Source organism: Aliihoeflea sp. 40Bstr573 (genome assembly GCF_024105655.1).
Classification (GTDB): Bacteria; Pseudomonadota; Alphaproteobacteria; order Rhizobiales; family Rhizobiaceae; genus Aliihoeflea.
Window position 1 is genome coordinate 119,268 of the sequence record NZ_JAAAMH010000003.1, and the last position, 19,537, is coordinate 138,804.

Annotated in this window: 17 protein-coding genes; 12 read left to right on the plus strand and 5 right to left on the minus strand. The window is 64.6% G+C overall.

Annotated features, from left to right (window positions below):
- Nucleotide 1: 1 nt before the first annotated feature.
- From GTK01_RS05740 to GTK01_RS05750, 3 genes are read left to right on the plus strand one after another with little or no spacing between them, the layout of a single operon-like run.
- Entirely contained in the window at nt 2–370 is a 369-nt protein-coding gene (locus GTK01_RS05740) for a sarcosine oxidase subunit delta (RefSeq protein ID WP_252924906.1), read from the plus strand.
- Nucleotides 370–3,348, plus strand: coding sequence for a sarcosine oxidase subunit alpha (locus GTK01_RS05745; protein WP_252925063.1), 2,979 nt, complete (start codon nt 370–372; stop codon nt 3,346–3,348). The genes GTK01_RS05740 and GTK01_RS05745 overlap by 1 nt, the downstream gene beginning before the upstream one ends.
- A gap of 1 nt (nt 3,349) precedes the next feature.
- Entirely contained in the window at nt 3,350–3,889 is a 540-nt protein-coding gene (locus tag GTK01_RS05750) for a sarcosine oxidase subunit gamma (RefSeq protein WP_252925064.1), read from the plus strand.
- Here the strand turns inward: GTK01_RS05750 and GTK01_RS05755 are convergent.
- The 5 genes from GTK01_RS05755 to GTK01_RS05775 all read right to left on the minus strand — a co-directional run bounded on the left by GTK01_RS05755 (nt 3,886) and on the right by GTK01_RS05775 (nt 9,863).
- Nucleotides 3,886–6,576 carry an EAL domain-containing protein gene (locus GTK01_RS05755; RefSeq protein ID WP_252924907.1) on the minus strand — a complete coding sequence of 897 codons (2,691 nt, stop codon included), beginning with the start codon at nt 6,574–6,576 and terminating at the stop codon, nt 3,886–3,888. The two genes, GTK01_RS05750 and GTK01_RS05755, sit on opposite strands and share 4 nt — an antisense overlap.
- Nucleotides 6,577–6,713: 137 nt before the next feature.
- A complete protein-coding gene (locus GTK01_RS05760) occupies nt 6,714–7,490 on the minus strand; it encodes an SDR family NAD(P)-dependent oxidoreductase (RefSeq protein WP_252924908.1) in 777 nt (258 codons plus the stop codon).
- 23 nt (nt 7,491–7,513) lie between these two features.
- The gene (locus GTK01_RS05765; protein WP_252924909.1) at nt 7,514–8,548 is read right to left on the minus strand and encodes a phosphotransferase family protein; all 1,035 of its coding nucleotides are present in this window, start codon (nt 8,546–8,548) and stop codon (nt 7,514–7,516) included.
- Complete coding sequence (locus tag GTK01_RS05770) at nt 8,545–9,036, minus strand: MaoC family dehydratase (protein ID WP_305883884.1); 492 nt, start codon at nt 9,034–9,036, stop codon at nt 8,545–8,547. Before GTK01_RS05770 ends, GTK01_RS05765 begins: the two co-directional genes overlap by 4 nt.
- Nucleotides 9,037–9,047: 11 nt before the next feature.
- Nucleotides 9,048–9,863 (minus strand): SDR family oxidoreductase, encoded by an 816-nt coding sequence (locus GTK01_RS05775; RefSeq protein WP_252924910.1) that lies wholly within the window; start codon nt 9,861–9,863, stop codon nt 9,048–9,050.
- A gap of 158 nt (nt 9,864–10,021) precedes the next feature.
- On the opposite strand from GTK01_RS05775, the gene GTK01_RS05780 reads away from it, so the two are divergent.
- The 9 genes from GTK01_RS05780 (at nt 10,022) to GTK01_RS05820 (ending at nt 19,518) form a co-directional block, all read left to right on the plus strand.
- Nucleotides 10,022–10,666 (plus strand): TetR/AcrR family transcriptional regulator, encoded by a 645-nt coding sequence (locus GTK01_RS05780; RefSeq protein ID WP_252924911.1) that lies wholly within the window; start codon nt 10,022–10,024, stop codon nt 10,664–10,666.
- Nucleotides 10,663–11,913: an acyl-CoA dehydrogenase family protein gene (locus tag GTK01_RS05785; protein ID WP_371924277.1), complete on the plus strand. Its 1,251-nt coding sequence runs from the start codon at nt 10,663–10,665 to the stop codon at nt 11,911–11,913. Before GTK01_RS05780 ends, GTK01_RS05785 begins: the two co-directional genes overlap by 4 nt.
- A gap of 2 nt (nt 11,914–11,915) precedes the next feature.
- Entirely contained in the window at nt 11,916–12,884 is a 969-nt protein-coding gene (locus GTK01_RS05790) for an NADPH:quinone oxidoreductase family protein (RefSeq protein ID WP_252924912.1), read from the plus strand.
- Between the two features lie 10 nt (nt 12,885–12,894).
- Complete coding sequence (locus GTK01_RS05795; protein ID WP_252924913.1) at nt 12,895–13,929, plus strand: zinc-binding dehydrogenase; 1,035 nt, start codon at nt 12,895–12,897, stop codon at nt 13,927–13,929.
- 108 nt (nt 13,930–14,037) lie between these two features.
- The gene (locus tag GTK01_RS05800) at nt 14,038–14,907 is read left to right on the plus strand and encodes a branched-chain amino acid ABC transporter permease (RefSeq protein ID WP_252925067.1); all 870 of its coding nucleotides are present in this window, start codon (nt 14,038–14,040) and stop codon (nt 14,905–14,907) included.
- 4 nt (nt 14,908–14,911) lie between these two features.
- Nucleotides 14,912–16,012 (plus strand): branched-chain amino acid ABC transporter permease, encoded by a 1,101-nt coding sequence (locus GTK01_RS05805; protein WP_252924914.1) that lies wholly within the window; start codon nt 14,912–14,914, stop codon nt 16,010–16,012.
- A complete protein-coding gene (locus tag GTK01_RS05810; RefSeq protein WP_252924915.1) occupies nt 16,009–16,794 on the plus strand; it encodes an ABC transporter ATP-binding protein in 786 nt (261 codons plus the stop codon). Before GTK01_RS05805 ends, GTK01_RS05810 begins: the two co-directional genes overlap by 4 nt.
- Nucleotides 16,795–16,796: 2 nt before the next feature.
- Nucleotides 16,797–17,606, plus strand: a complete 810-nt coding sequence (locus GTK01_RS05815) for an ABC transporter ATP-binding protein (protein ID WP_371924281.1) — start codon at nt 16,797–16,799, stop codon at nt 17,604–17,606.
- Between the two features lie 22 nt (nt 17,607–17,628).
- Entirely contained in the window at nt 17,629–19,518 is a 1,890-nt protein-coding gene (locus GTK01_RS05820; RefSeq protein WP_252924917.1) for a long-chain fatty acid--CoA ligase, read from the plus strand.
- The last annotated feature ends 19 nt before the right edge of the window (nt 19,519–19,537 follow it).

Below are 19,537 nucleotides of genomic sequence, written 5' to 3' on the forward strand. Positions count from 1 at the left end.
CATGCTTCTCATCCGCTGCCCCTATTGCGAGGAAGAGCGTCCCGAGCTCGAATTTCGTCATGCCGGCGAGGCGCATATCGCGCGCTCGGCCGAAATGAGCGAACTGAGCGACGACGAGTTCGAGAAATTCCTGTTCATCCGCCAGAACCCGAAGGGCCTGATCTTCGAGCGCTGGCGCCATGTCCATGGCTGCGGTCGCTTCTTCAATGCCGCTCGCGATACGGTCTCGGACAAGTTCCACCTGACCTACAAGGCCGGCGAGCCGAGACCGGACATCACGCTGATGGCGCCATCGGGCCCTTCGGCATGGGCCAATCGCGATCCGGCCGAGCTGAACGTCAACACGCCTGACAGGGACAAGGGCGCATGATGACCGAAACCTTCCGCATCGCCGGTGCCGGCCGCCTGACGCCTGCGCGCACTGCGCGCTTCACCTTCGACGGCAAGGCGTACGCGGGGCTCGAGGGCGATACGCTCGCCTCAGCGCTTCTTGCCAATGGCGTCCATCTCGTCGGCCGCTCCTTCAAGTACCACCGCCCGCGCGGCGTGCTGTCGGCCGGCGCGGAGGAGCCGAACGCACTCGTCGGTATCCATCGCGATGCCGCCCGCAAGACGCCGAACGTGCGCGCCACGGTGCAGGAACTCTACGACGGTCTTACCGCCGTCTCGCAGAACCGCTGGCCCTCGCTCGCCTTCGACATCGGGGAGGCCAACGATCTCGGCTCGCCGCTGTTCTCGGCCGGCTTCTACTACAAGACCTTCATGTGGCCGAAGGCAGCGTGGGACAAGGTCTATGAGCCCTTCATCCGTCGCGCGGCCGGGCTCGGCGTCGCGCCGGACCAGCCCGATCCGGATCACTACTCGTCACTTTATGCCCATTGCGACGTGCTCGTCCTTGGCGGGGGCGCGGCGGGCATTGCGGCCGCGCTGGCGGCAGCTGCCGGTGGCGCGCGCGTCATCCTGGCCGACGAACAGGCCAAGTTCGGCGGCGCTCTGCGCTTCGAGACGGGCGCCGAAATCGATGGCATGGGCGGCTGGGACTGGGCACAGGCCAGCCTGTCGAAGCTGAAGGCCATGGACAATGTTCGCGTCCTGCCGCGCGCGACAGCCTTCGGCTACTACGCGCAAAACCTTGTGGGCCTCGTCGAGCGCGTCACAGATCATCTCGCCAATCCCGGCAAGGACCTGCCGCGCGAGCGCCTCTGGCAAGTACGCGCGGGCAAGGTGGTCATTGCGACAGGTGCGATCGAGCGGCACATGGTCTTCGCCGACAACGACCGGCCAGGCATCATGCTTGCATCGGCCGCCCGCACCTTCCTCAACCAGTATGGCGTCGCGGTCGGCACAAATGTCGGCGTTTACACGGCGACCGATTCCGCCTACGCGGCGGCCATCGACCTCAAAAAGGCTGGCGTCACCATTGCCGCCATCATCGACATCCGAGACGACCCGAAAGGCGCGGCCATCGATGAAGCCCGCGGGCTCGGCATCGAGGTCCTGACCGGCCACGCCGTCACGAAGACCGGTGGCAAGCTGCGCGTTTCGTCCATGGCCGTCGCGCCGAAGGCGGGCGGGGCGACGCGCGTCATCCCCATCGACGCGCTGTTGATGTCTTCCGGCTGGACGCCCTCCGTCCACCTTTTCTCGCAGTCCCGCGGCAAGGTCGCGTTCGACGAGGCGACGCAACGCTTTCTTCCCGGCAGTTATGCGCAGGACTGCGTCTCGGTCGGCGCGTGCAACGGCACGGATACGCTTCAGGCGGTCATCGAAGAAGCTTATGCGGCCGGCGAGACAGCCGCAAAGCAGCCGAAAGGCAACCGCCCCACCGCCTCCACCACGGAAAACTGGGCCGGCGGCATGCTTGGCACCGGTCCGGGCGCGGAGCCCGATACCACCGTCAAGGCGTTCGTCGATTTCCAGAACGACGTGACCGCCAAGGACATCCGGCTTGCCGTGCGCGAAGGGATGCGCTCCATCGAGCACGTCAAGCGCTTCACGACCAACGGCATGGCGACCGACCAGGGCAAGACGTCGAACATGCACGGCCTTGCCATCGCCGCCGAGGTGCTCGGCAAGCCGATCCCGCAGGTCGGCCTGACCACCTTCCGCGCGCCCTATACGCCGGTCACCTTCGGCGCCATCGTCGGGCATTCGCGGGGTTCTCTCTTCGATCCGACGCGCCGGACCGCCATGCACGGCTTTGCAGAAGGCCGCGGCGCGGTGTTCGAGGATGTCGGGCAGTGGAAGCGCGCCTGGTATTTCCCGCAGGCGGGCGAGGACATGTACCAGGCCGTTGCGCGCGAATCGAAAACGGTGCGCCAGTCGGCCGGCATCTTCGACGCGTCGACCCTCGGCAAGATCGAGATTGTCGGCCCGGACGCCGCCGCCTTCATGGAACTCCTCTACACCAACCCGTGGGCGAAGCTCGAGCCCGGCCGCTGCCGCTATGGCATCATGCTGCGCGAGGACGGCTTCATCTACGATGACGGCGTCGTCGGCCGCCTTGCCGACGACCGCTTTCATGTGACGACGACGACCGGCGGGGCCGCGCGGGTCATGAATCACATGGAGGACTACCTCCAGACCGAGTTCCCGCATCTGCAGGTCTACCTGACTTCGATCTCGGAGCAGTGGGCGGTCATCGCGGTTCAGGGACCGAGGAGCCGCGACATCATCGCGCCGCTGGTCGAGGGCATCGACATTTCCGATGCCGCCATGCCGCACATGTCGGTGCGCGAGGGCACGATCTGCGGCGTGCCGACCCGGCTCTTCCACATGTCGTTCACCGGCGAGCGCGGCTTCGAGATCAACGTGCCTGCCGATTTTGGCGAGAGCGTCCTGGAAGCCGTGTGGGCCGAGGCGCAGAAGCATGGCGCGTGCCTCTACGGCACGGAAACGATGCACGTCCTGCGCGCCGAAAAGGGCTACATCATCGTCGGCCAGGAAACCGACGGCACGGTCACCCCGCACGATGCCGGGCTCGACTGGGCGATCGGCAAGAAGAAGAAGGACTTCGTCGGCATTCGCGGGCTGAAGCGCCCCGACCTCGTCGGCACCGGCCGCAAGCAGCTCGTCGGCCTGAAGACGGTCGATCCGAACGTGGTTCTGGAAGAGGGCGCCCAGATCGTCGCCGATCCCGACCAGCCGATTCCGATGAAGATGATCGGCCACGTCACATCGAGCTACTGGTCGTCCAATTGCGGCCGCTCGATCGCGCTGGCGCTGGTGGTGGACGGGCGCGAGAAGATGGGCCAGCGGCTCTTCGTGCCGATGCCCGACCGGGTGATCGAAGTCGAGGTAACGGGAACGGTGTTCTTTGATGAGAGCGGGGATCGGTTGAATGGTTGACATGACGAACGTGGCCCGCCGCCCCATCTTCGCCGGCCGGCAGACCACGGCGCCCAACGCCTCGGTCACCGTCGCGCCGCCGGCGTCGCGCCTGTCGCTGCGCGCGCCTGCCGAAAGCGTCGCGGGCCTGTCATCGGTCCTCGGCCTCGACCTTCCGACCCAGCCCAAGACGTCGGCCTCGTCGGGCAGCCGCCACGCGCTCTGGCTCGGACCGGACGAGTGGCTCGTCATCGACGAGGCAGGCGCCGACCTCGCTGCGCTCATCAAGCCCGTCGCAGCCTTCCATTCGGCTGTCGACGTGTCGCACCGCAATGCCGCCTTTGTCGTTTCGGGGAAGGGCGCCGCGACGGCCATCAACGCCGGCTGCCCGCAGGACCTCTCGCTCGCGGCATTTCCCGTTGGCGCTGCTTCACGCACCATCTTGCACAAGGTCGAGATCGTGCTTTACCGCACTGGCGAGGATGCATTCCGGGTGGAGTGCTGGCGGTCCTTCGCCGACTATGCCTTCACTTTCCTGACGGAAGCTGCCCGCGACGCCTAGGACGCTTTCTTCAGGCGGCACTCATTGGCGAAGGCGATGAGTTCGCCCGGCGCCATCGGCTTTGCCAAGGCGAAGCCCTGCAGCGCGTCGCAGCCAAGGCGCTGCAGAATGTGTGCGTGCTCCATCGTCTCGACGCCCTCGGCGAGCACCTGGATGCCGAGCGAATGGCCCATCTCGATGATCGAGCCAAGAAGCTGGCGCTGCGCCGGTGAATCGACGATCGGCTGGACGAGCTGACGGTCGATCTTCAGCCTCTGCGGCTTCAGCTTCAACAATGAGACGATCGAGGCGTAGCCGGTGCCGAAATCGTCGATCTCGACGTCGATGCCGATCGATTTCAGTTCCTCGACATGGGAAATCAGCAAGTCGTCATGCTCGTCGAGGAAGATCGATTCAACCAGTTCGAAGGCGATCCTGCCGGGCTCAATTTTCAGCTTGCGAAGGCCTGCAAGCAATTCCTCGTTGTGCAGGCGACGGGCCGACACGTTGACCGAGGCCTGCGGCACGTGCAGCCCCTGCAGTTCCCAGATGCCCAACTGCGCGACGGCCGCTTCCAGCATCCGGCTGTCGATCTCGTGCACGACGTCGAGTTCCTCGGCGACCTTGAGGAAATAGGCCGGGCTGAGCACGCCCTTTTGCGGGTGCTCCCAGCGGGCCAGTGCCTCCACGCCGATGATGTCGAAGGTCTGCGCATCGAATTGCGGTTGGTAGTGCGGCACGAACTCGCCGCGTTCGAGCCCCAGGCGCAATTCGTCGGCGATCTGCTTGGTGGTGATGATCTCCGCCTGCAGTTCGTCGGAGAAGAACTGGAAGCAGTTGCGCCCGTTGCGCTTGGCGCGATAGAGCGCGATGTCGGCATTGACGAGGAGGCGGGTCGGATCGGCGATCGCGTCCGTGTCCATGGCGATGCCGATCGAGCCGCCGACGCGGCATTCGTGTTCCTCGAATTGCGTCGGTTCCTGCAGGCGCACGATCGTGTTCGCCGCCAGGTCCGCCAGGCTTTCCATCGACAGATGGGCCGCATTCTGCGCCCGGCGCACGATCACGAATTCGTCGCCGCCGATCCGCGCAACGAAGTCGGTCGGTTGAACCGTCAGGCGCAAGACGTTCGCGGCATGGACGAGCATCGCGTCGCCGGCGGCGTGGCCGAGCGTGTCGTTGATCTCCTTGAAGCGGTCGAGGTCGATCTGCAGCATCGCCGCGACTTCGCGTCCTTCGGCGAAGGCGCGCGCGTGCTCGGAGACGATCTGGTCGAGATAGCGCCGGTTTGGCAGCCCGGTGAGCGAATCGTGCAGGGCATTGAACTCGATCCGTTCGCGGATCGATTCCAGTTCGGCGTTGCGTGCCTCCGAAAGGAGGACCGCCATGTTCAGTGCCTCGGCACGCTCCACATCCTCGGTCACGTCCCAGTTGACGCCGGCGATGCGCGGCGGCGCCGTCTCGTCCTGGAACACCGAGCCGATGGCGCGGATATGGCGGATCGATCCGTCGTCGAGCACGAGGCGATAATCGGAATAATAGCGGCCGGTCTCGCGCATCGCTGTCGAAAAATCCGCCTCGGCGCGCGCCTTGTCGTCGGGATGCAGGCGCCGCGCCCAGAACGGATAGTTGCGGATGCCGGCGTCCTGCGGGTAGCCGTAGAGCTCGTTCATGCGGTCGTCCCAGAAGAGCGTGCCGTTCTGCACATCCATTTCCCAGATGCCGATCCGCGAGGCCTGCACCGCAAGCCGAAGCCGTCGCGAGATCCGCTCGAGTTCGAGCCTGCGTTCGCGCATGTCGGCAATGTTGCGCTGACGCTCGTCCATCAGCCGGCCCATGATGCCAGTCGGCACGAGCACGAGAAGTGCGGCGGCGATCAGCCAGGCATAGAGTTGGCCCCGGCCGGGGACTGGCTGATCCCAGCCTCCCTTCGGCCGTGCGGCGATCTGCCAGGTGCCCGAGGGCAGCAGCACGTCGACCGTGACCGGATCGTCCGTGAGAATCGAGGCCGGCCCGAAGAAGCGTTCGCCGCGCTGTCCGGCCGCGTCGCGCCCCACGATCGCGATCTCGATCGAAAGATCGTCGTCGAGCAGCCCGCTCTGGCGGTAGAGTTGCTCGACATCGACGACGGCCGAGACGATGCCCCAGAATTCGCGAACTCCCATCGCGTTGCGCGCGAAGACGGGGAAGTGGCCGATGAAGCCCTGTCCGCCCTGGACGAGATCGACGGGGCCGGCGAGCACGAGGCCGCCGGAATTGCGTGCCTGCAACACCGCGTCGCGCTGTGTGTCGTTCGCGCGGTAGTCGAGGCCGATCGCGCGTTCGTTGCCTTCGAACGGATGGATCAGCTGGATCACGAGGTTGGGCGCGGCGGCGATGTGGCGAATCTGCAGTTCCTGCGTCAGAAGACTGCCGACGAGGTCGGAGAACTCTTCCTGCCAGATGCCGGGGTTGGTCTCGATCGAGGCGACGAGGCCGCGCACGAGTTGGATGTTGGCGTTGATGGAGCCTTCGAGCTTGGCGCGCACGAGGCTCGCCTTGGACAGGACGTCCGAGCGAAGCTTCTGGTCGAAGACGTTCTGGTTCTGGATCAGCGCGAAGGCCGCGGCGGCCACGACGACAATCGTCGCCAGGAGCAGATGCAGGTGGCTGGCGCGTATGCGCCACACCCCCTTGCGATTGCTCTTCTGGTCGAACACTTCGCCCATTCGCCTGCCTCGACGCTGCCCCAAGCACGATTGGGCCAGCATGGAAGGCGAGACCTTAAATTAGCATTGAGGCGGCGCAGCATGTGACCTGCGCAGGCGCAAAAACCACCCGGCGCGCCACTCTTTGCCAAACAGGGTTAAATGGCGGTAATGCCGCCATCGACCGCCAGCGTCTGGCCGGTCATGAAGCTGTTGTTCGGTTCGCCGGCAAAAAGCATGACCTCGATCACCTCGTCGACCTCGGCCAGACGGCGCATCGGCACGCCGCGCACCAGATCCTTCTCGGCGGAAGCCGCGTCCTCGCCGATCGCGCCGAGCGCATCCGTCGCCATCGGCGTGCGGGCGTAGGAGGGGCAGACGGCGTTGATGCGGATGCCTTTGGAGGCATATTCCGCCGCTGCCGATCGCGTCAGGCCGACCACGCCATGCTTGGCGGCGGAATAGACTGCCAGTCGCGGCGCTCCGGCAATGCCGGCAACGGAGGCGACGTTGACGATTGCACCCTTGGTTCCATCAAGGCGATACTGCCGTTCGAGCGCCGGCAACTGGTGCTTCATTGCGTAGAACACGCCCATCAGGTCGATGTCGATGACGCGCCGCGCCTCCTCTGAATCCATCGAGGGCAGCTTGGAAAATGCATGCGCGATGCCGGCATTGTTGAAGGCGACGTCGAGCTTGCCGAACCGCTTCAGTGCCAGGTTGACGAGGTCGCGCGAGTGCTCCTCCTTCGAGACGTCGCCCGAAAGCGTGGCCGCCCGTTCCCCCAGCGGCCCGGCGACGGCGTTGAGTTCCGGCTGGCGAATGTCCGACAGGACGAGATTGGCGCCTTGCTCGGCCAGCCGCTCGGCGAGCCTCTTGCCAAACCCGCCGCCCGCGCCGGTGACGATCACCGTCAGCCCCTCGTAACGCTTCATGTCAGCCCCCCGATGGTGCCGGCTCACTTGCCGGTCTTGATGGTTTCGACGGCCAGCCCGGCGAGCAGCTTCACCGCCTCGCCATAGGTTTTCGCCTTTTCCGGATTGGATGCGTTGCCATCGAGCGCGCGTTTGTAGACGCCCTGGCAGATTGCTGCGAGGCGGAAGAACGAGAAGGCGAGGTAGTAGGTCCAATTGTCGATCCCGGCTATGCCGCGGCGCTCGCAATAGGCCTCGACATATTCGGCCTCGCTCGGCAGGCCGATCCGCTTGCGGTCGACGCCGCCGAGCCCCTTGAAGGCCGATGTGTGCGGCAATCGCCACTGCATGCACTGGTAGGACAGGTCCGCATAGGGATGGCCGAGCGTCGACAGCTCCCAGTCCAGCACCGCGACGACTTTCGGCGCATCGGGCGCGAAGATCATGTTGTCGAGCCGGTAGTCGCCGTGGACGAGCGAGACGAGCCCGTCGTCGGGCACGGCGTTCGCCTCGAGCCAGTCGAGCAACGTCTCCATATCCTCGATCCGGCCTGTCTCAGAGGCGCGGTATTGGCTCGACCAACGTGCGAACTGGCGGTCGAAATAGCTGCCCGGTCGGCCAAAATCGGCAAGTCCGGCGGCTTCGAAGTCGACCGAATGGAGCGCCGCAAGCACCCGGTTCATGTCGTCGTAGATCGCCTTGCGCTCGGCGTTGTCCTTCGCGTCGGGCAGGGCAGGGTCCCAGAAGATGCGCCCATCGACGAAGTCCATGACGTAGAACATGCGCCCGATCGGCGAATCCTCGGGCGCCAGATGCACCATGTTCGGCACCGGCACGCCCGTCGCCCCCAGCGCCTTCATGACGCGAAACTCGCGGTCCACCTGGTGGGCCGACTTCAAAAGTTCGCCCGGCGGTTTGGCCCGCAGCACGTACCGCCCGCTCTGCGTCGTCAGGAGATAGGTCGGGTTCGACTGGCCGGCATTGAATTTCTTGATGTCGGCGAGCTCCGAAAACCCCGGGATCTCGGCCTCGAGATAGGGCGCGAGCGTATCGATCTCGAGTGCGTTGGGGTCACTCATGCCTGTGCTTCCTCGCGCTGCAGGACGGCGAGCGTCAGCCAGCGCGCCGTCAGCGCGGGCTTCTTCGCGCCCTCGATCTCCACCGTCACGTCGGTCGCGACCTGGATCCAGCCCGAGGGCCGCACGTTGACGTCGGCGAGCGTGAACCGGCCGCGCACGCGCGCGCCGGTCTTCACGGGCGTCACGAAGCGCACCTTCTCGAACCCGTAATTGACGCCCATCTCGGCATTCGCCAGCGGCGGGATCGATTCATAGGAAAACGTTGAGAGCAGCGAAAGCGACAGGAAACCATGCGCGATGGTTCCGCCGAAGGGCGTCGCCGCGGCGCGTTCGGGGTCGACGTGGATGAACTGGTGATCGTCGATCGCATCGGCGAACATGTCGATCATGCCTTGCGTGACGGTGCGCCAGGGTGACACGCCGATCTCGTTGCCGACACTGGCCACGAGCTGGTCGATCGAGACCGGCTCCAGACGGGGACCTTCCATGGGCGGGAATCCTAATCCTTGAACAGCGACATGCCGTGCTGGACAGACTGCCCGCCGTCGATCGGCAGAATCGCGCCCGTCACGTAGCTTCCGGCTTTCGAGCACAGATACAGCGTCGCGCCGGCGATGTCATGAGGGGCGCCGATGCGGCCGAGCGGAACGCGCGAGCCGACATGGTCCGCCTTCTCCTCGGTACCCGTGGCGAAGGCCGTCATCCGGCTCTGGAAGGGACCGGGCGCGAAAGCGTTGACGGTGATGCGCCGTTCGGCGAACTCGATCGCCAGCGTGCGCGTGAGGTGATGCACCGCGGCCTTCGAGGCGGTGTAGGAATAGGCGCCATCGGCGATCGGCTGCGTGCCCATCACCGATCCCAGATTGACGATGCGGGCAGGGTCCTCGTCGCTTGCCGCCCGTTCGAGTTCGGGCAGGAGTTCGCGCGTCAGGTGGAAGAGGCCGGTCACGTTGACGTTCAACACCTTCGCCCAGGCCGAATAGGGAAAGTCGCCAAGCTCGGCGCCCCAGGAGACGCCGGCATTGTTGAACAGGATGTTCAGCTTGTCCGTGCGCTGGCGCACCTCGGCGACGAGTGCGGCGATGCCTTCCTCCGTGGAGACGTCCCCGCCGAAGCCTTCCGCCGTGCCTTGAGTTCCCATGGCGTTCAGCTCTTCGGCGGTGCGGGCGCAGTCATGGCCCTTGCGCGATGCGATCAGCACGCGGGCGCCGCCATGCATCAGCGCGGTCGCGGCCATGCGGCCGATGCCGGTCGCCGCGCCGGTGACGAGTGCGGTCTTTCCGGCCACGGAAAACAGGTCTTCGATGTAGCTCATCATTCCTCCCCAAGAAGTTTCGCAACGCCGTTTCGAAGTCGCGTTGACAACATACCCGGTAGTATGTTCATCATTCGAACGTCCGTAAAGGCCCTTCGCGAAAACCGGCAAAAGACTGGTGGAGAGCCTTGCAGAACGGCGGGAGGAAATCGGTTCGCATGGCGCTCGGCATACGGGAACGCACGCTCGACAGTTCGCGAGCCGCCATCTTGGAGGCAGCCGCACGCTGTTTCCACGAGCGCGGCTACGCGGCGACGTCGATCGACGACGTGGCCCGGGCGCTGCAGTCGACCAAGGGCCGCATCTACCACCATTTCGAATCCAAGGCCGACCTTTTCGCCGAGGTGTTTCGCGCCGGCATGGACATGAACTATGCCGCGCTCGAACCCTTGCGCAGCATGAAGGCAGAGGCCTACCAGCTGTGGCGCCGCTTCGCCTGGGTCCATGTCGACCAGATGATCACCACCCGTGCCTTCCAGCGCGTCGTGTGGATGGGCGTCGAGATGCATCTCGTGGGCGCGCCGACGCCCCACCAGCGCGCCCTGTTCGAGGAACTGTTCGAGACCCGCTCGCGCTATGGCGACATCTTCCGCAAGCTGATCGCAGAAGGGCGCGAAACGGGCCATTTCCATTTCCCCAATCTCAGCGTCGCGAACCAGCTGATGTTCATGACGCTCAATTCGCCGATCTTCTGGTACTCGCCGCGCACCGGAGAGACGCGCGCCGACGTCGAGGATCTCATCGCACAAGTCGTCACCTGCGCCTGGCGCGGGCTGGGCGGTACGGAAGGAACCACCACATGAGCGTCAATCCCGAGATGAACCTCGCCATGAGCGAGCGGGTCAAACCGCTGCACGAAAAGGTCGCGCGCATGGTGCGCGAGGAGATCATCCCGCTCGACGAGGAGTTCCTGGCCGAGATCGGCAAGGATGGCGACCGGTGGACCTATACGAAGCGCCAGACCGAAATCCTCGAAGGCCTGAAGGCCAAGGCGCGCGAACGCGGCCTGTGGAATTTCTGGCTCACCCATTCCGACCAGGGCTACGGCCTGTCGACCGTCGAATACGCCTATCTGGCCGAGGAGATGGGCAAGGCGCATCTGGGCGCGGAAACCTTCAACTGCTCGGCGCCCGACACCGGCAACATGGAGGTGCTGGAGCGCTACGGCACGCCCGAGCACAAGGAACGTTGGCTGAAGCCGCTCCTGAACGGAGAGATCCGCTCCGCCTATTTGATGACCGAGCCGGACGTCGCCTCGTCGGACGCCACCAACATCGCCATGAGTTGCGAGCGCGACGGTGACGACTACGTTCTGAACGGCGAGAAATGGTGGTCGTCGGGTGCCGGCGATCCGCGCTGCAAGATCTACATCACCATGGTCGCTTCCCCCTCTTCAGACCGGCCGAAGCACCAGCAGCATTCGATGATCCTGGTTCCCGCCGACACGAAGGGCATTACCAAGCTGCGCGCGATGCAGGTCTATGGCGACGACGACGCGCCGCACGGCCATCTGCACCTGAAATTCGAGGATGTGCGCGTTCCCGCCTCGAACCTGATCCTCGGCGAGGGCAGGGGCTTCGAAATCGCGCAGGGCCGGCTCGGGCCGGGCCGCATCCATCACTGCATGCGCGCCATCGGCCAGGCCGAAATGGCGCTGGAGCTGATGTGCAAGCGCTCCTTGCGCCGCGAGGCCTTCGGCAAGAAACTCGCGCAACTGGGCGCCAATTTCGATATCATCGCCGAGTGCCGCATGGAGATCGAGATGGCCCGGCTCCTCTGCCTCAAGGCCGCCTGGATGATCGACCAGGGCGACAAGAAGGCCGCCGCGCCGTGGATCAGCCAGATCAAGGTCGTCGCGCCGCGCGTCGCGCTCAAGGTCACGGACGAGGCGGTGCAGATGTATGGCGGGCAGGGCATCAGCCAGGACACCCCGCTCGCCCGCTCATGGACGCATCTGCGCACGCTGCGTCTTGCCGACGGCCCCGACGCCGTCCACCGCCGCCAGGTCGCGCGCGAAGAACTGAAGAAGTACACGCAGGAAAAGGTTTGACCATGAAGGCCATCGTCGCTCGCGATTTCGGGCCGCTCGACCAACTCGACTATATTGACTGGCCGGAGCCGGAGGTCGGGCCGAAGACCGTCGTCATCGATGCCGCGATGGTCGGCGTCAACTATCCCGACGGCCTGCTCGTACAGGGCCTCTACCAGATGAAACCCGAGACACCCTTCGTGCCCGGCATGGAGGTGGCGGGCCGCGTCTCGGCCATCGGCGAGGGCGTGACGCGCTTCAAGGTCGGCGATCGCGTCGGCTCGGTTTCCGCGCTTGGCTCCTATGCCGAGAAGGTCGCGGCCGACGAGAGCGCCGTCATGCCACTGCCGGATGGCCTCACCGACGCGGATGCCTGCGCGCTGATGTGCGGCTACGGCACGTCGCACTACGCGCTGAAGCAGCGCGCTCAGCTCAAGCCCGGCGAGACGCTGTGCGTGCTCGGCGCATCCGGCGCCACCGGCGTCGCCGCCGTCCAGATCGGCAAGGCGATGGGCGCACGTGTCATCGCCGTCGCCTCGACGCCGCAAAAGCAGGACGTGGCGAAGGCGGCCGGCGCCGATATCGTGCTCGGCTATGACAACCTCAAGGACGCTTTGAAGGAAGCGACCGGCGGCAAGGGCGTCGACGTCGCCTTCGATCCGGTCGGCGGCGAGGGCTTCGACGTCCTGTCGCGCTCGATGGGTTGGGGCGGGCGCCTGCTCGTCATCGGCTTTGCCTCCGGCACGATCCCGAAGCTTGCCGTGAACCTGACCCTGGTCAAGGGCTACAGCGTCGTCGGCGTCTTCTGGGGCGCGTTCACCGCCAAGGAGCCGAAGGCCTATGCCGACAACATGAAGGAGCTGATCGGCTGGTATCTCGATGGCAAGGTCAAGCCGGTCATCGAGGGCATCTACCCGCTCGCCGATGCGCCGTCCATTCTGGAACGCGTGCTGGGTCGCGGCGCGACCGGCAAGATCGTTCTCAAGCCGTGAAGGAGACATGATGGCTCTTCCCAAGACCATGAACGCCCTCATCCTGAAGAACGAGGGCTATGCGCGCGACCATTCCGGAACGGCTCTGGAAGCGATGGAGCCCTATGTCGAAAAGGGAACCATCGAGGTGCCCGAGCCCGGCCCGAGCCAGGTTCTGGTCAAGGTCGCGCTCGCGTCCATCAATCCCTCCGACGTCATGTTCCTGAAAGGGCTCTACGGCCAGCCGCGCAAGCAGGGCCGGCCCGCCGGCTTCGAAGGCGTCGGTGAGGTGGTGGCTGCCGGCGCCGACGCGCAGGGCCTTGTCGGCAAGCGCGTCGCCTTCGCCACGGGCCTGTCCAACTGGGGAAGCTGGGCCGATTACGCGCTCGCCGAAGCCGGCGCGGCGATCCCGATCATGGACGGCGTGCGCGACGAGGATGCGGCCGCGATGATCGTCAACCCGCTCACCGCGCTCGCCATGTTCGGCATCGTCAAGGACGAAGGCGAGAAGGCCTTCGTCGTCACCGCCGGCGCGAGCCAGCTTTGCAAGCTGATGATCGCGGTCGCGAAGGACGAGGGCTACCGTCCCGTCGCCATCGTGCGCCGCGACGACCAGATCGAGCCCTTGAAGGCCATTGGCGCCGCGCATGTGCTCAACGCGGAAAGCGCCGATTTCGACCGCCGGCTCGCCGAGGTGCTGGGCTCCGAAAGGCCGCGCATCTTCCTCGACGCGGTCACCGGGCCGCTCGCCGCCAAGGTGTTCCACACGATGGGCAAGCGCGCGCGCTGGATCATCTATGGCCGGCTCGATCCGGAAACGACGCCGATCATCGAACCGGGCCAGATGATCTTCATGCACAAGAAGATCGAGGGCTTCTGGCTGACCGAATGGATGCGCACGGCCGGCAACGACAAGCGCATGGCCGCCGTCATCGAGGCGCAAAAGCGCTTTGCCGACGGGCGCTGGAAGACGGACGTAACCGCTGTCGTGCCGCTTGCCGATGCGGTCGAACGGGTGGCCGGCGAACTCGCCCGGCCGAACGGAAAGGTATTCATCAGGCCATGACGAAAAGGTGCGCGGGAGGAGCTTGCGCACCCGTACTGGCAGCTTAAGGTTGAAGGACATCGCGGCGTCAGATCGCGTGTCATAAAGTGGAGGAGAACGTCCTTGGACGTGTTGCAGCTCATCGTCAGCGGCCTTGCGAACGGCTGTGTGTACGGCCTCATCGCCATGGGGTTCGTGCTGATCTACAAGGCGACCGAAGCGGTGAATTTCGCCCAGGGCGATTTCATGATGCTCGGCGCCTTCATCTGCCTCGGGCTCACAAATCCGCAATTCATGGGCCTGCCCTTTTGGGTGTCGGTGCCCATCGCCATCGCCATCATGGGCGCCTTCGGCTATGCGCTCGATCTCGTCGTCCTGCGGCGCATGTTCGGGCAGTCGCAGATCGCCATCGTCATCCTCACCATCGCACTCGGCTTCGTGCTTCGCTTTGCCGCCGGGGTCATCTGGGGGCACGAGCCGATCTCGCTGGCCTCGCCGATCGCCGGCCGCGACGTGCGCTTTGCCGGCGTGGTGCTCGGGCTCGACGAGGTGATGGTCATCTGCGTCACCGCCGTCTTGACGCTGCTCCTCTATCTCTACTTCAACCGCACCAAGCTCGGCGTCGCCATGCAGGCATCCTCGCAGAACCAGCTTGCCGCCTATTACATGGGCATCCCGGTCAAGCGCATCCATTCCTTGATCTGGGCGCTGTCGGGCATGACGGCGGCGGTCGCCGGCATCCTCTTCGCCTCAAAGGGGTCCATCGATCCGTCGATCGGGCTTCTGGGCATCAAGGCCTTCGCGGCTGCGGTCATCGGCGGTTTCGGCTCTCTGCCGGGCGCGCTCCTGGGCGGCATCATCGTCGGCCTGATCGAGCCCTTCTCTGGCCGCTACATGCCGTCCGGCTACTCGCAGATCATGCCGTATCTCCTGCTTTTCCTCATTCTGATTTTCCGACCGCACGGCATCCTGGCCCAGGTCCACGCGAAGAAGGTGTGAGGGCATGAGAACCGTTTTCAAGACGTCCTACGACGCCGACATCAACCTCTTCCGCCATCCTCAGCAGATGGGCTGGTATCTGGCCTTGTTCGCACTGGCTTTGGCGCTGCCCCTCCTGTTGTCGAACTTCGCCCTTGGCGAGGCGACCAACGTGCTCATCTGGGCCATCGCCTGCATGGGGCTGATGATCCTGGTCGGCCAGTCGGGCCAGGCGAGCCTCGGCCATGCCGCGTTCCTCGCCATCGGCTGCTATGCCAACATCCTCCTGCAGACGCGGCTCGGCGTGCCCTTCCTGATCTCCTTCCCGCTCGCGGGGCTGATCGCGGGTGTCGCCGGCGCGCTCATCGCCATGCCGATGACCAAGCTGCACGGCATCTATCTCGCCATCGGCACCATCGCGGTCGTCATCCTCGTGGAGGATTTCATCGTCATCGCGACGCCGCTCACCAACGGCGTCATCGGGCTGGTCGCGCCGCCGATCCAGATCTTCGGCCTGGTCATCGACCGCTATTCGACGCCGAACCTCCTCTATTACCTGACGCTGGCGATCACGCTTCTCGTCGTGCTGCTTTACCGCAATCTCCTGCGCTCGCCGCTTGGCCGTTCCTTCGCCGCGATCCGCGATTCGGAGATTTCGGCGCAGGCGATGGGCGTCAACGTGGCGCGCACCAAGACCGTCGCCTTCGGCATCTCTTCCGGCATCACGGGCCTGGCCGGCGCGCTGATGGGCCACTATGCCGGCATCTTCAACAACGAGACCTTCAATCTCATCATCTCGATCCAGCTCCTGCTCGCCATCGTCATCGGCGGCCTGGGGTCCATCCACGGCGCCTTCTTCGGCGCGGCGGTGGTCGCGATGCTGCCGCAGTCCATCGCGGTCGCCCGCGACTTCCTGACCCGCATGATCGGCGGTGGATCGATCGCGATCCCGGGCATGGAAACGGCGATCTTCGGCCTGATCCTCATCCTGTTCATCCTGTTCGAGCCGATGGGCATCTACGGCCGCTGGGTGAAGATCCGGACCTATTTCGAGCTCTTTCCCTTCTACCGGAAGGACATGTTCCGCCGCCAGAAAGCCTATCTCAAGACGGAGCGTATGCGATGAGCTTGCTCGAACTCGACAATGTCACGCTGCGCTTCGGTGGCCTCACCGCCGTCAGTCAGGTCTCCTTTTCGGTCGAGGAGGGAGAGGTGTTCGCACTGGTCGGCCCGAACGGCGCCGGCAAATCGACGATCTTCAACCTCATCAGCCGCATCTACGATCCGGCCGAAGGCGACATCCGCTTCGACGGCAGGTCGATCCTCGACAGGAAGCCGCACGAGATCGCGGGGCTCGGCATCGCGCGCACCTTTCAGAACATCGAGCTGTTCGACCACGCCACGGTATTGCAGAACCTGCTCGTCGGGCGCCATCGGCACCGCCACAGCAGCATGTGGTCCGAGCTCCTCTTCACGCCCTACGTGCGGGCCGAGGAGCGACGCCACCGCGAGGCGATCGAGAAGGTGATCGACTTCCTCGACCTGCAGGCCTATCGCGAAAAATACATCGCGGGCCTGCCCTACGGCGTGCGCAAGGTCGTCGAAATGGGCCGTGCGCTGGCCATCGAGCCGCGCCTGTTGCTCCTCGACGAACCGGCCTCCGGCCTTTCGGTCGAGGAAACGCAGGACGTCGCCTTCTGGGTCGAGGACATCAAGAAGCAGATGGGCATCACCGTCCTGATGGTGGAGCATGACATGCACCTCGTCGCATCCGTGTCCGATCGCGTGCTGGCACTTGCCGACGGCATGATGCTCGCCATGGGAACGCCGCAAGAGGTGCAGAACCACCCCAAGGTGGTCGAGGCCTATATCGGCGTCGCCGACGAACACGAAAAGGTGCTGGCATGAACATGAGCGCCGCAACGCCGGCTCCCGTCGACAGAACCGACGGCAAGTCCATACTGTCGATCCGCAACCTTGAAAGCTATTACGGGCCGATCATGGCGATCCGTGGCGCCAGCCTCGACGTCCGAGAGGGCCAGATCGTCACCGTCCTCGGCGCCAACGGCGCCGGCAAGACGACGCTTCTCAAGACGATCTCCGGCGTCATGGACCCGGAGAAGGGCCAGATATTCTATGCCGGCCAGAACATCGCAGGCGCCAATCCCGACAAGGTCGTGCGCCTCGGCATGGTTCACGTCCCCGAAGGCCGCGAGGTCTTTCCTTTGCTGACCGTCGAGGAAAACCTGAAGATGGGCGCCTTCACGCGCTCCGATACCGACGGCATCGCCCGCGACGAGGAGATGGTCTACGGCTATTTCCCGATCCTCGCCGAGCGTCGCAAGCAGGCTGCGGGCACCCTTTCGGGCGGCCAGCAGCAGATGCTGGCCATCGGTCGCGGCCTGATGGCAAGGCCGAAGGTCATGCTTCTCGACGAGCCCTCGCTCGGCCTCTCGCCGCTTCTGGTCAAGGAAATCTTCCAGATCGTGCGCCGTCTCAACAAGGAGCGCGGCGTGACCATCGTCCTCGTCGAGCAGAACGCGAAGGTTGCCCTCGAAGTGGCCGACTACGGCTATGTCATGGAACTCGGCCGCATCGTCATGGCCGACACCGCCCAGCGGTTGCTTGCGTCCAAGGACATCCAGGAATTCTATCTTGGCGTCGTCGAGGAAACCCAGCGCGGCCAGAAGCGCTGGAAGCAGAAGAAGACTTGGCGATGACCGCAGTCGGGAGGAGGTCCACATGACCATCGCAGAAAAACTGCCGCCCATGCAGACCGTGCGCGGCCATTCCTTCAACCAGGACCTTCAGCGCGCGCCGTTCTATTTCGACGGCTGCGACACGCTGGTGAAGCTGTTTCGCCAGCGCTGTCTGGAACTTGGTCCCAAGATCGCCCACCGCGAGAAGGATTACGGCATCTGGCTCGCCTATAGCTGGACCGATTTCTACGAGCATGCGCGGCTGATCGGCCTCGGCCTCATCGCACTCGGGCTGAAACGAGGCGAGGTCGTCTCCATCCTCTCGGAAGACAACAAGGAGTGGATCTACTCCGATCTCGGCATCCAGTCGGTCGGTGGCATCGCGTCGGGGGTCTACACGACCGATTCTGCCAAGCAGCTCCAGTATCTCGTCAACGATTCCGACAGCCGCTTCCTCTTCGTCGAAAATGACGAGCAGCTCGACAAGTTCCTGTCCGTGCGCGGCGAGATGCCTGGCCTTTCCAAGGTCGTCGTCTTCGACCGCGACGGCCTGCACGAATTCGCCGACGACCAGGTCATCTTCCTCGACGACCTCTACCGGCTCGGCCGGGATTTCCTGAAGGAGAACCCGAACCGGTTCGACGAGGAAATCGCGAAGTCGCAGCCGCAGGATACCGCGATCCTCGTCTATACGTCCGGCACGACCGGGCCGCCCAAGGGCGCGATGATCTCGCATTCCAACATCATCGCCTCGGTCATCGGCTCGGCGCTGACGCTGCCGGTCACGCCCGACGACGAGCAGGTCTGCTTCCTCCCGCTCTGCCACATCCTCGAGCGCCTGATCACCGTCTTCACCCCGATCGGGCTGAAATCGACCGTCAACTTCGCCGAAAGCCCGGAAACCGTCTTCGACAACGTCCGCGAGGTCTCGCCGCACGTCTTCACCGGCGTGCCGCGCGTATGGGAAAAGATCTACAGCCGCATCTCCATCATGGCGAACGATTCCACGCCAATCGGCCGCTGGGCGTATCGTCAGGCAGTCAAGACGGGCATGAAACGTGCCGCAGCGCTGGAGGCCGGCGAACCGGTCCCGGGCGGGACAAGGCTCGCCTATGCGTTCTGGGATTTCATGGTGCTCTCCAACCTGCGCCGGATGCTCGGCTTCGACCGGCTGCGGCGCGGCACGACGGGCGCGGCGCCGATCTCGCCCGATCTTTTGAAATGGTACAAGGCCGTCGGCATCACCGTCCTGGAAGGCTACGGGATGACGGAAAGCTCGGGCGTCATCTCGATCAACCTGCTCGACGATTCCAAGAACGGCAGCGTCGGCAAGGTCGTGCCGGGGTCTGAAGTCCGCATCTCCCCGGAAGGGGAGATCCAGTACAAGGGCGCCAACGTCTTCAAGGGCTATTGGATGAAGCCCGACAAGACCGCCGAGACGATCACCGAGGATGGCTGGCTGAAGACCGGCGACGTCGGACGCATCGACAATGAAGGCTTTCTCTTCGTCACCGGCCGCGTCAAGGACATCATCATCACCGCCGGCGGCAAGAACATCACGCCGGCCGAGATCGAGAACCGGCTGAAATTCTCGCCTTACATCTCGGACGCGGTGGTGATCGGCGACAAGCGCAAGTTCCTCTCCTGCCTGATCATGATCGACCAGGAAAACGTCGAGAAATTCGCGCAGGACAAGAAGGTGCCCTTCAACAATTTCAAGTCGTTGTGCGCCGCGCAAGAGGTGCGCGATCTGATCGGCTCGATCGTCGAGGAAACCAACCGCGAATTCGCTCGCGTGGAGCAGATCAAGGATTTCAGGCTCATCGACGTCCTCCTCACCGCCGAGGACGAGGAACTGACGGCGACGATGAAGCTGAAGAGAAGTTTCGTCGAGCAGAAGCACAAGCCTCTGATCGACGAGATGTACGGTTGAGGAGAACCGTATGAAAACA